Origin of the sequence: Aneurinibacillus sp. XH2, from assembly GCF_001439585.2 — a bacterium.
In the GTDB taxonomy this organism is placed as follows: domain Bacteria; phylum Bacillota; class Bacilli; order Aneurinibacillales; family Aneurinibacillaceae; genus Aneurinibacillus; species Aneurinibacillus thermoaerophilus.
This window is the reverse complement of the sequence record NZ_CP014140.1, coordinates 1,114,069-1,126,369: the sequence shown is the minus strand read 5'-3', so window position 1 is coordinate 1,126,369 and position 12,301 is coordinate 1,114,069. Positions and strand designations below refer to the sequence as shown.

Here is a 12,301-nt window from a genome sequence, read left to right as displayed (position 1 = left end):
AGACCTCATTCTCCTTCGTAAGTAATAGGCTGTTCAGCTGCGATATCTTCAACTACGACAAAATAAATCTTCATATAAACTTTACCATTGTCTTGCTTTTCGTGCAAAACTTTTTCCGTCTTGACATACCCTCCTTTTTTTAGACGTTTTTCTAAATTCTCGCGTGCATATTTTTTTCCGATTTCTATTGCTTCCTTTTCTGTCAGGCTCACTTCAATCATTTGGCGTTGCCGAATGATCTCTTTTTTTACACCGAGCGGCAAGGCCGCTTTTCCGATTGTAAGCCAGCTTGTATCTTCCGTTTTGGTGGATTGGGCATACGGTTCGGCAGTGAACCCCTGGATTTTGACGGCATGTTTTCCAAACATAAGATAGCGGTTCGTATAGCTTTCCCCGGTTAATACGAGGCGCTTTTGTTTCAGAGGAACCATAACGGTCGATTCATACCACGTCTCCCCTTCCACCCGACCTGTCGCCGGTACGAGCACCGTTTGTTCCCCGTCACCCAACACGCCGGAGATAAGAATGTCTCCCGGCTTCACCAAATCATTCGGCCGCACCATCTGGCGCCCTTTTTCAGCGAAAATAGAATGCACAATCGCTTTCTTTGTAGCGATAATATGACGCGGCCCGAAATTTTCCTTCTTTTCGGGCAATACTTTTTCGACAACGCGGATAAGCGCTGTCGTGCCTTTCATTTCAAAACCGATCCAAGAAGCTTGCGGAATTTTCTTCATTAGTTCTCGCTGCATTTGCTCGGCGGAAGGCAGACGAAAAATTAGCGCGCCGCGTTTAATCCCAAACTGTTCGGCCACCTGCTTTATCTGCTGAGAAGAAATTTTTTCATTGCCAATCACTTGCACACTCCATACTACGTTAGACAGGAAGTAAATTCCTATAAAGAAAATAAGCACGCCCGCGACGAACATAGAGCGCGTCCACATTTTGTGCAACAAAAAAGGAAAACCGACGCGTCGGACAATATAAATCCGGCATCCGGTTTCTTTTAAAAACGGCCTGAGCTGATAGAAACTTTCGAGAGGAATGCTCAAATAAGCTTCCTCTGCACTCCGGCGGATATCCCAAACATAGATGCCTTGTCCGACAATGCGGTTCAAAAAACGCTCAAGGCGTTTGCCGCGCACTTTAAGAACAAGGTATCCTTTAAGCCAGCTTCCCCCTTGATTCATACCCGTCTCCCCTTTCCCTATTCATCAAGAAACACGACTTGGTGAATGGTTCCTTCTACAAGCACTTCCTCCTGCAATATCATGCGAATGATCAAGTTCTTCCCCCGGATTAAGAGCTGTCCTTTCGTTAAAAGCAAGCGGAGTTCCTGATTGCTGAACCAAAGGACTCCGCGATGGTTTTCAATATACATCTGCAGTTGGCCAATCATGGTAATGCGCGGCATTTCCATCGTTAAGTCCTGCGGCACGTCCAGCACACCGGTAGCAATCCGCCGCCATTTTTCGCTCCATTTTTTCACCCGAAAGGCCCCCCTTTTCCGCATCCGGACCTAAAAGAAAGATGCATAGTCTCTACCTTCACGATATGCGTAAAAGACAAAGAATATGAAGACGGAAAACGCAAAAACCCCGCATGCGTAATGCATGCGGGGTCATGATCCATCGCTACATTTAAGATAAAGATTCCTGAACAATTTTATTGACCAAGCTTCCGTCGGCGCGCCCTTTCACTTTTGGCATAAGTGCGCCCATAACTTTACCCATGTCTTTCTTCGAAGAAGCACCGGTTTGCTCAATCGCTTCCTTAACGAGCGTACGAATTTCATCTTCGCTTAATTGTTCAGGCATATATTCCATCAATATTTTAATTTCATCACGCGCGGATGTTGCAAGGTCGTCACGACCAGCTTTTTCGAATTCTTGGAGGGAATCGCGTCTTTGCTTCAGCTCACGAGTCAAGACAGTAAGCACTTCATCGTCAGACAGTTCTTTGCCCTGATTAATCTCCTCGTTTTTAATCGCGGATTTCACCAGGCGGATGACGGAAAGTTTGAGCTTGTCTTTATCTTTCATCGCTTGCTTCATGTCATTTGTCAGACGATCGATGAGTCTCATTAATTATTCCTCCTAAAACTTGCGCTTACGAGCCGCCTCGGACTTCTTCTTGCGTTTGATGCTCGGCTTCTCATAGTGTCTACGCTTTTTCAGTTCCGCAAGAACGCCGTCCTTGGAGCAGTCACGCTTGAATCGACGCAGCGCTTGGTCTAACGACTCATTTTTACGTACACGAACTTCTGCCATTTATTTCCCCTCCCTCCGCCTTAACCATCAGTGACGACCCAATGAAAGAAAAGGTTCTCCAAAAGCCGTCAAAAAATATTATATTACACAGGCATAAGCTGGTCAACCTTGAGCCTCCTTTTTTATCTTTTCCTCAGACAGGTTATTCAAAACCTATTCTTTGCCCACAATCGCGCTATAATGAATAATGATGGGAAAGAAAAAGACGAACCGGGAGGACATCATTTATGTTTACCGTAAAAGAGATTATGGAGATTACCGCGGGGGAACTGCTTGCGGGAGATCAGAATACTGTTATTACATCCGTTCACTTCGATTCCCGCCAAATAAAAGAAGGCGCCCTATTTGTGGCGCTGACCAGCGGGGCAAGAGACGGTCATGACTTTCTTGTGAACGCCGCAGCAGGCGGAGCCGTCGCCGCTTTCGTGTCAGACCGCGCGAAAGCGCTGAGCGCCGGATTGCCCAGTACGTTTGCGCTCATCTGCGTAAAAGACACGGAAAAAGCATTCCAGCAAATCGCCCGCATATACCGTAACCGTCTGACCATACCGATCGCCGCAATTACGGGAAGTAACGGCAAAACCACCACCAAGGATATTCTGGCCCACCTATTGTCAGGGCAAAAGAAAGTATATAAAACATACAAAAACTTCAACAACCATCTTGGTGTTCCGCTCTCGCTCCTGCAAATTACGCCCGACACCGAAGCGGCGGTGCTAGAATTGGGAATGAATCACGCGGGGGAAATTGATTTTCTCGCCGGAATAGTGCGTCCAACGTATAGCGTAATTACAAACGTAAACGATGCGCACATGGAATTCTTCGAATCCAAGGAAATGATCGCCCAGGCAAAAGGGGAAATTCTCGGCCATACCGACCCGGACGGATTCGCTTGTTTAAATCAGGATAATGAACTGGTAGCCAACCTCGCGCATCTGAACCCGGGCAAAACATATTTTTACCATGTACAGCGCGCAGGTGAAAAATCCTGTACAGCTGACATTACCGCTTCGAACCTTTCATTCGACGAAAACGGCAGCCGCTTTGTGGTAACAATGAACGGAGGTGAACCATTCGAATGCTTCATGCCGCTGTTCGGTGAACACAACATTTCCAACGCGCTCCCCGCGATCTTTATCGCAATGCATCTTGGCATCTCCCGCGACGAAATCATCAAACAGCTTGCGACGCTTACGATTTCCGCAATGCGCTTTGAACGCTTGGAAGGAGCGAACGGACTGCTGGTAATTAATGACGCATATAATGCTAGCCCGTCTTCCATGGTCGCTTCTGTCGAAACGTTCCTTTCCATCTATCCGGATCGGAAAAAAGTGCTGATACTCGGCGATATGTTCGAATTGGGAGCGCAAAGCGAAGCGTATCACCACGAAGTCGGTAAGAAGCTAAAAGAACTGGACAAAGAATTTGAGCTTGTCGCCATCGGCAAAGATGCGAAGCACCTAGCGAAAGGCTACGGACCAGAAGCGAGATATTTCGTGGACAAGGACGAAGCCGCCGCTTATCTGGAGCGATTCAAAAGCAACAATTATGCCGTGTTGCTGAAAGCATCGCGTGGAATGCATCTGGAAACATTGCTGGATATATTGTGCTAAATAAAAAAGCGAAGCCGGGCCTGCGGGATGATCCCGCAGGCCCGGCTTTTTTGCTAGTATCAATCATTAAATTGTTCCGCGACAAGCTCATTCGCTTTCTTTTCTTCATAACGCTCAATGCCAAATTGAATCAAGCGATCGATAAGCGCCGGATACGACACACCAGCCTCTTTCCAAAGCATCGGATACATGCTAAACGCCGTAAATCCAGGTACTGTATTGATTTCGTTAATATAAACCACATCGTTCGCTTCATCCCAGAAAAAATCCACGCGGGACAGGCCACTGCAATCAAGCGCTTTGAACGCTTTAACCGCCATCTCTTTCATTCGCTCCACTACACTTTCCGGCACATTGGCCGGAATGTCAAGACGTGTGCCGTTGCTTTTATATTTCGCTTCATAGTCATAAAACTCATTGCTTGATGTGATTTCTCCGACAACCGATGTCGCGGGCTCGTCATTCCCTAACACGCCAATTTCCAGCTCACGGCCCGAAATAAATGCCTCCACAATAATTTTCCGGTCAAAGCGCGCCGCAAAGCGAAGCGCTTCTTCTAATCCGGCGCGATCCTTCGCTTTGCTAATGCCAACGCTTGAGCCCATATTCGCCGGTTTAACAAAGCATGGCAGACCTAGCTCCGCTTCGATTTTATCGCAAATTGCCGCCATATTCCGTTCAAGCTCGCTACGCAAATAGCTCTGATATTTGCACTGCCGCAGCCCTGCGCTTGCAAACACTTCTTTCATTACCACTTTATCCATGCCGACCGCGGAACTGAGCACACCACAACCAACATAAGGTACACCGATGATTTCTAAAAATCCCTGCAACGTACCGTCTTCACCGTTCGGCCCGTGGATAACTGGAAAAATCACATCCACCATATTTTTAAGAGCAAAAACATCCGGCGCCTGATGAGAATCAAGAGAAAAACGAAGCTCATCCACATGCGCTAGTTCCTTTTCGATCCACGGTCCTTGAACCCATTGGCCAGTTACATTAACATAAATCGGCAACACATCATAATGCGTTTTATCTACCGCATTAATAACAGACAGAGCCGTGTGAATTGACACCTCATGCTCGCTTGATTTTCCCCCGTAAATCACGCCTAGTTTTCGTTTGTTTGACACCCGTAACGTCCTCCTTCATTACTCTATCGCACAGCCTATTTCCCGTGCTGAAAAAGCAGGCCATTGCCTACGTTTTTCGCTTCTTCATCCTATGTACAAATAAAATTTCGTGCAACGTATTTATCATATCAGTTTTTCGAGAGCATGAGGGCATTAATATTTTCGCAATTTACGAAGGCTTAACAAACATGAAATCAATCCGCCGCTCTTGTTGAAGCAACCGATTCGCCAAATGGCAGAATTGTAATGTTGTGAACTTGTTATGTATGTTCTTTTGTTTCAATGTATAACGTGAAAATAAATTTTTTTACATTCAATCGTACGCGAGATCCGTCTTCATTTTGTTCAATCTCCCGCATTTTTTGTCTGACATCAGCAAAATCAAAATATTTGGAGGCATACATTTCAAACTTTGGATTGCTGTAATCCTCTAAGCCAAGCGAAGCGATATTTTGCAGGGCCCGCGCCACCGTGCGACGGATTCGCTGCTCCATCGCTCTTACCTCCCGCTGTACTTCAGCAGCATTTCTGTATGTCGCATACTCGGTAAAGATTTCTTTCAAAGACGGCAATTCACGCACCTGCTCATTTTTATACCGCTTAAGCAGATATTCGATAAGATGAATCAAATCCTGACTCCCCGATTCGCCGAGAATACCAAAATCCGCCAGAACACTGCGAATAAAAGGCGTGGCCCGATCTTCCGGCGGCTCTTTCGGCAGCTTATCGAAAAGGGAAAGCGTATGACGAATTCCTTCAAGGGAGCGTTCTAACCGAATATGTTCCATGACTTTCTTAATAACTGAAATTACTTCAATCCGATTAATCGGCTTATGGATGAAGTATTCCGCACCTTTGCTGTATGCCTCCGCTACCATATCTTTGTGCTCCACCTGCGAAATCATAATAAATTTACCTTCATACCCCATCTCCTGCAGACGGGAAATGGTTTCAATGCCATCCTGTTTCGGCATCAACAAATCGATCAGCACGATATCGCAATTCTTTAAAATAATACTCGCTTCCGCACCGAGACCGTCTTCCGCTTCTCCCACCACATCGCCCAGATCTTCGTATTCAATTGCGTTATGAAGCATTTTACGGGAAGATGGATCATCATCAATAATGAAAAAACGAAATCTCACACGCTCACCCCCACAACCTATGTATCGGAATTGAAACTTCAAATACGGTTACTTCTGAAATTTGTCCTTGCACCAACCTTATCGTTCCTTCGAAGCTTTCTACCACATCTTTCACGTGTGCAAGCCCAATACCCGTAGAAGCATTGCCCTGTTCGTCATATTTCGTTGTATAGCCGGGCTTAAAAATAAACGCCTCGTCTCCGGGCATAATTCCTGTGCCCGTATCGCTTATCCGGAATACAAGACGCCTGTCCCGCTCATATGCGCGGACAGCTATCGTACCCGTCTCCTCAATCGCTTCCACCGCATTGGAAAGCAAATTGTTCAGCACAGAAAGCAACGAATACACATGTCTGGTCGTAAGGGACGTTTCCACTTCATTTTGGAATGAAATGTCTTTTCCCAGCATACGCGCATATTTTTGATTGGCGTTGAGAACGAGACAAACAATTTCCGCGATGGTCAACTCTTTTACGATCTGCTCCTGCTGAATGATTTTGCTTACTCCGCTCAAAATCCGCTGCGAATCTTTTTTAATCTCATGCACTTCTTCCGCGATGCTGAGCGCGCAGCAGGAAAGCGGCGGGTCGAGTTCAGGCAGATTTCCTTTGGCCTCCTGTTTTTTTAACTCGCGATATAAATTATAGCTGTTCCGCGTTGCTTGTTCGATGTGGCCCATTACCTTCTTAAGATATAGTGCCTCTACATGCAAGTCGCTGCTAATCATTAGCATTTTTTCAAAGCGCAATTGTTGTTCGCGGCTTATCTCGCGCAAATGTCGCATTTGGATAATGGAAAAAAAACCTACGATAAAAAAGCTGCGTACAAATGCAAGAATAAGCAGAAAAAACGGTGGCCACGGCGGAAAAGAAAACGGAACGCCATGGGAGATAAGGATTTTACGCACGATAAGCTCCAGCATATTTCCAGAAAAATCGGCTACCACGCCGAGCGCTCCCAGCTTCAAGAGAGCTTGCAAATAATTCCAGAATTTACCCACCCAAAGTATGAGAGCAAAAAACAGGTAAAACGCAAGCGAAGGTACATGAATAAACGCGCTTTCATATAACCGAAATCCGTCACCCAGAGCCATGAAATCAAGCCAAATACGGAATAAAACCACTGCGCTTCCCATCAATAGAGAAGCAAACAAAATCGGTATTTCACGAAACCATATCAACCAGAAAAAAAAGATACCGCTACCAAAACTAATGCGAAAATCACTGTGAAACGGCTGATATTTCAATTCGCCCAATAACATAGTGGTCGTTACCATAATAACGATTATCAAAGCTTTGTTACGCATGACCGCGCTCTTCCCTTCTACAGAAAAGAAGCCCCTCAAGCAAGGGCCTCTATCATATGCATCCGCGCAGGCAGAGCCCATCTTCCATTCTCCTGCTTCATTGTACGACAGTTTTAATGGTTATAAGCACAAGCCCGATTAAAAAGCCGCACAGCGCACCGTTCACCCGAATCCACTGAATATCTTTCCCAATTTTTTGTTCCATCATTTGAATAAGCGTTTCGTTATCCAGCTTATCCAAGTTTTCACGAACAAGACTACCGATTTTCGAATGGTTCTGATCCACCAGCACGGCAATCTGCTGCTGTGTCCAATTTTCAAATCGAAGCATCATTTCTTTATCCGCGCGCAATGTAGCAAGCAAACGCGAAAGGAACGGAACCGCGTATTGAGCCGAATAGGCATCGCTGCCTACGAATGCCAGCGCCTGTTCGCGTAAATCCTGGGCAATATCCGCCAAACGTTCACGCAAACGCGCTTCTTCGATGAAACTGTCCTTCCATTGTTCGACGATGTGCAACAACTCCTCATTTTCCCGTGCTATCTCCAACTCGCGGCGTGCATAGGCCAGAATCGCTTGCCTGTTTTTGTTTTCTGGCCGGCGCAAATCATCGCTTATACGCAGCAATAAATTTTGCAACACACCGCCCAATTTTTCCTCGTTGAGCATGCCGGTAAACGATTTTAAGGCAAACTGCATAAATCCGTCCAATTCAATGTTATCAAGCGCGCGCAACGCTAAGGAGCCCAGCTTATGACGCGCCTCGCTTCGTACTGTCCACTCGCCCACTTTCCCAAGCAAAAAATCAAACACTTTCTCTTCATAGCGCCCGTCCAGTATCTTATTGATCAAGCGGCGCAATAGATCAGCCATGTTCACGCTTCTGGCATATTCCTTGAGTTTTTGCTCAATGATCGGAAACACCGGTTCTATATCAATATTGCGAACAACCTGTTCGCTTACCGCCCTTAGCGCGCTTTTAACCTGCGGGGAAGCAAGCTCTTTTTCAAGCATATCGAGCACTTTTTCGGTAATATTCACTTGCTTTATTTTTTCTTCGATGCTTGCTTTGTTCAGCCAGTCATTTTCCAAGGTATGAACAAGCGCATCTGTAATCCGTTTGCGGTTTCTCGGCAACAGCGCCGTATGCGGAATTTTCAGCCCCAGCGGATGGCGAAACAGCGCAGTGACCGCGAACCAGTCCGCCAGGCCGCCAACTAGTCCCGCCTCAAATCCACCTTGTAAAATTCTGGACCAAAGCGCATCCGGAAACGGCAACGTAGCAGCGAAGCCGGCTGCCATCACGCCGAGTGAAACACTTGCGATATGTTTTGCTTCTCCTGACATTCATCTTCCCTCTTTACTGTTTTACTGGCAGTTTTCATATCAAGCTTACCACAAACGGCACACAAGCTTACAACAATTTTCTCTATGGGCATGAACGGAATGATGGCTAAAGTGTTTCTTACACATGAAAAAAGCCGACTTCGCTCTATTGAGCGAAATCAGCCAGTTATACCTAAAACGGAGGGCGGTTCAACCACTGGCCGCCATCCATCGTGATACATTCACCATTTATATATTCTGCTTCCGGTGACAAAAGAAAATACGCAAGATTCGCAATTTCCTCTGGCTGTCCCAGACGTCTGAGCGGTACGCTTTCCAGTGTTCTGCGCGCAGCTTCTTCCGATTCCCACAGTCGCGCTGCACCCCCGGTATTGTCAATCGGTCCCGGCGCAATCGCATTGACACGAATGCCATACTTTTTGCCCCATTCGACAGCAAGCGTTCTTGTCATAGCCATAACTCCTGCTTTGGCCGAAGCTGAATGGATAACACCTTCCCCAGCCAGCCAGGCGTACGTGGCCAACATGTTTAGAATACTACCTTTATGTCCGGTAGCAATCCATTCTTTGCCGACCGCCTGCGAACAATACCATGTTCCATTAAGTACAATATTAATTACCGCATTCCAACCGTTAATCGAAAGCTCCTCGGCCGGACAAATAAAATTTCCTGCGGCGTTATTCACAAGAAAATCGATTTTGCCGAATGTCTGTTTTGTTTCATCCACCATGCGTTGGACGTCTTCCGGATTGCGCACATCCATCTGCACACATAACACTTGTCCATCCGTCTGCTCAATTTCCTGCCTCGTTTTTTCCAAATTGTCTGCATTGCGCCCTGTAATGACGACAAACGCCCCTTTCTCCGCAAATTTCTTTGCCATCGCCTTCCCCATCCCGCTGGAACCTCCGGTAACGATCGCTACTTTCCTGTTCATCATTTCCCTCCCTATTTTTTAGAATTATATTAATTTTATACTGAAATGAACAAAAATGAAAATGAATAAACAATCATTTAATGTATGATATTAAAAACCTTCCCAGCAACCATTTGGCCGGGAAGGTTTCCTTTACTGTATTCCACCGTTCTTTTCTACAATTTGAAGTGCCGAATGATGTTTTTCCTCTTCAACTACTATAGTCAACAGTATATCACGTCCTATTGTATCGTCCTGTCCTCCATCGCTCATTCCGCTGGCACCTACATCTGCTGCCAATAACACCCCTGCATCTCGGTTCGAAACATCAGCGCCTAACGTTACATCAGCCAGCGAAGACATATTACTAGTAATTGGATTCATGATACGCCCTACTCCATCTCCAGGAAACCGGGAAATACGGTCGATTTGCATATCTACCACACCAAGCGTCTGTAACTCTGATGCCGCTTTTTCAGCTTCTTCCGGACTTTTAAAATATGCAAGTATGTTCTTTTCGCCCATTTTCATCCCTCCTTGTCATTCCCCTATATTTTTTAATAAATACCCATTTTTTTATGCAAGTGAATTCTCCGTTCCTCTTCTCTCCTTCTTGGCTCCCGCACCGGTAGAAGCATCAATAGAAATCCGACAAGTACGATGAAGCCAGAGATGCCAAACGGAGCTTGCGGGAAGAGCTTATGGCCAAGCACCCCGGATAAAATCGGAGCTACTCCCGCTCCTAGCCAACGCACAAAATTGTAAACTCCTGACGTTATGCTGCGCTCATACGGCGAAGATTCCATCACATGAGTCGTAAACAGGGCGTTGTTTAATCCTGAGAAAAGACCGGACAGTATGACCAATACGATTTGCAACCACGTTAGTTTAACAAAATACAGAGCGAACAAAAACAAAGAGAAAAGCAACAATCCCCAGCGCAAAAGTTTTTTTACATCATACTTTTTTTCCAGCTTGTGTGATAAAACAGCCGAACCATAGGCAAGGCAAAGTCCCCAACCGAAAAAAATGAGCCCCAATTGAATAGTGGGTAAATTCATCACCAGCGGCGAATACGCCAACACAGTGAAAAATCCGTAGTTATAAAACATACCTGCAAGCGCTCCGCGCAAAAACGGTGAATAGGAGAACAGGTGCCCCATTTCTTTGAATCCTGCCGTTTTTCTTTTTGGTCGCTGCCCAGGTACCTTAACAAAGAAACACACCAAAATAAAGGCAATAAAAATGAGTAAACCTGTGGAAATAAACGGATAACGCCACGTATAGCCGCCCAAAATACCACCAACCAAGGGACCACCGGCCATTCCCAAGCCAATGGCCGCTTCATACAATCCAACTGCTGAACTTACCTCTTTCGACAGGGCAATCAACAAGGTCATCGCCGTGGCAAAAAAGAAAGAGTTGCCAAGACCCCAGCCGGCCCGAAAGCTTGACAGTTCAGCAATCGTATTGGAAAATCCGCACAGCAAAGCAAAAATAGTAACAATGATAAGACCGGCTACCATCATCGGCTTATCTCCGAATTTCCCGGCCAGCAAACCCGCAGGCAACATCATAATCGCCATTGTAAAAATATAAGACGTAAACAGCATTTCAACTTGCCAGTGCGTAGCCCCGATTTGCTCAGCGATCGAAGGCAGAATCGGATCCACCACCCCAATTCCCATAAATGCGAGAAATGTGGCAAACATGGTAATGATTCTTGCCCTTCGTCTTTTGTTTTCCATCATCCTCTCACTCCTTTATGTTATTCTTTCACACAACGCAATCCCCTGGCGATGCGTAGCAAAGCAGCTTACCAACAGCCGCTTTGAAAAGCAATTTATATGTCATTTTTTATATATAAAAGACATGAAACAGTATACTGCCATCTATTTGCAGACGTCAATATTTATATATATAATTTTTTACATATATTCTGACCATAAACCGGAGGGAACCATATGAACGCTTTAGGATATGCTTTGCTTGGTATGCTGATGCGCAAGCCTTGTTCTGGATATGAGCTAACCCAGTTGCTCGAAGTATTCTGGCGGGCAAAACACAGCCAGGTGTATCCTCTGCTGGCCAAACTGGAGCAAGAACAATATGTTACATTTGAACATGTTGAACAAACAGGAAAACCGGATAAGAAGATTTACTCAATTACCGATAAGGGAAAAAAATTGCTGCAAAAGTGGATTGCTCAAACACCGGCCGCTCCAGTGATACGGGATGAATTTTTGATTAAGGTATATTCCATCTGGCTGACAGATAAAAATACGGCGAAAAAGCTGTTTTGGGAACGTATTTCAACATTTGAAGAAAAAGTTACACACCGCAAAGAAGAAATCAAAAAAATGGAGGAAGAGTACGGGGAAACCATTACAAATTTTACATCCCGCCACTTTGGGCGGTATCTATTATTTAAACGAAAGCTAAGACAGGAAGAAGAAGAGATTATCTGGTGCCGCTGGGTGCTCGATCTGCTGGATAAAGCGAATGAGGACTCTGAGACATCCATAGAAGGAAAAAGGGAGTAAACACAAAAAGGGAGGCGTTCGCAA

13 protein-coding genes are annotated in these 12,301 nt (G+C 45.6%); 2 read left to right on the top strand and 11 right to left on the bottom strand.

Features of this window, described 5'->3' with window-relative positions:
• Positions 1–5: 5 nt before the first annotated feature.
• The 4 genes from yqfD to rpsU all read right to left on the bottom strand — a co-directional run bounded on the left by yqfD (position 6) and on the right by rpsU (position 2,270).
• Positions 6–1,190 (bottom strand): sporulation protein YqfD, encoded by a 1,185-nt coding sequence (gene yqfD, locus ACH33_RS05470; RefSeq protein WP_057898094.1) that lies wholly within the window; start codon positions 1,188–1,190, stop codon positions 6–8.
• A gap of 17 nt (positions 1,191–1,207) precedes the next feature.
• Positions 1,208–1,489 (bottom strand): sporulation protein YqfC, encoded by a 282-nt coding sequence (gene yqfC, locus ACH33_RS05465; protein ID WP_057898093.1) that lies wholly within the window; start codon positions 1,487–1,489, stop codon positions 1,208–1,210.
• Between the two features lie 151 nt (positions 1,490–1,640).
• The gene (locus ACH33_RS05460; protein WP_057898092.1) at positions 1,641–2,084 is read right to left on the bottom strand and encodes a GatB/YqeY domain-containing protein; all 444 of its coding nucleotides are present in this window, start codon (positions 2,082–2,084) and stop codon (positions 1,641–1,643) included.
• Between the two features lie 12 nt (positions 2,085–2,096).
• Complete coding sequence (gene rpsU, locus ACH33_RS05455) at positions 2,097–2,270, bottom strand: 30S ribosomal protein S21 (protein ID WP_057898091.1); 174 nt, start codon at positions 2,268–2,270, stop codon at positions 2,097–2,099.
• Positions 2,271–2,497: 227 nt separating this feature from the next.
• Between rpsU and ACH33_RS05450 the strand changes: the two genes are divergently transcribed.
• The gene (locus ACH33_RS05450; protein ID WP_057898090.1) at positions 2,498–3,883 is read left to right on the top strand and encodes a UDP-N-acetylmuramoyl-tripeptide--D-alanyl-D-alanine ligase; all 1,386 of its coding nucleotides are present in this window, start codon (positions 2,498–2,500) and stop codon (positions 3,881–3,883) included.
• A gap of 59 nt (positions 3,884–3,942) precedes the next feature.
• On the opposite strand, the gene ACH33_RS05445 is transcribed toward ACH33_RS05450, so the two are convergent.
• The 7 genes from ACH33_RS05445 to ACH33_RS05415 form a co-directional block, all read right to left on the bottom strand.
• The gene (locus ACH33_RS05445; RefSeq protein ID WP_057898089.1) at positions 3,943–5,019 is read right to left on the bottom strand and encodes a D-alanine--D-alanine ligase; all 1,077 of its coding nucleotides are present in this window, start codon (positions 5,017–5,019) and stop codon (positions 3,943–3,945) included.
• 260 nt (positions 5,020–5,279) lie between these two features.
• Positions 5,280–6,164, bottom strand: coding sequence for a response regulator (locus ACH33_RS05440; protein ID WP_062731148.1), 885 nt, complete (start codon positions 6,162–6,164; stop codon positions 5,280–5,282).
• 4 nt (positions 6,165–6,168) lie between these two features.
• Positions 6,169–7,470 (bottom strand): ATP-binding protein, encoded by a 1,302-nt coding sequence (locus ACH33_RS05435; RefSeq protein ID WP_057900253.1) that lies wholly within the window; start codon positions 7,468–7,470, stop codon positions 6,169–6,171.
• A 97-nt stretch (positions 7,471–7,567) separates the two neighbouring features.
• Positions 7,568–8,818 carry a DUF445 domain-containing protein gene (locus ACH33_RS05430; protein WP_057898088.1) on the bottom strand — a complete coding sequence of 417 codons (1,251 nt, stop codon included), beginning with the start codon at positions 8,816–8,818 and terminating at the stop codon, positions 7,568–7,570.
• 172 nt (positions 8,819–8,990) lie between these two features.
• Complete coding sequence (gene fadH / locus ACH33_RS05425) at positions 8,991–9,755, bottom strand: 2,4-dienoyl-CoA reductase (protein ID WP_057898087.1); 765 nt, start codon at positions 9,753–9,755, stop codon at positions 8,991–8,993.
• A gap of 132 nt (positions 9,756–9,887) precedes the next feature.
• Positions 9,888–10,259, bottom strand: coding sequence for a hypothetical protein (locus tag ACH33_RS05420; RefSeq protein ID WP_057898086.1), 372 nt, complete (start codon positions 10,257–10,259; stop codon positions 9,888–9,890).
• 32 nt (positions 10,260–10,291) lie between these two features.
• Positions 10,292–11,482: an MFS transporter gene (locus tag ACH33_RS05415; protein WP_057900252.1), complete on the bottom strand. Its 1,191-nt coding sequence runs from the start codon at positions 11,480–11,482 to the stop codon at positions 10,292–10,294.
• 216 nt (positions 11,483–11,698) lie between these two features.
• Here ACH33_RS05415 and ACH33_RS05410 point away from each other — a divergent pair, with 216 nt between their 5' ends.
• Positions 11,699–12,277: a PadR family transcriptional regulator gene (locus ACH33_RS05410; RefSeq protein ID WP_057898085.1), complete on the top strand. Its 579-nt coding sequence runs from the start codon at positions 11,699–11,701 to the stop codon at positions 12,275–12,277.
• Positions 12,278–12,301: the final 24 nt, after the last annotated feature.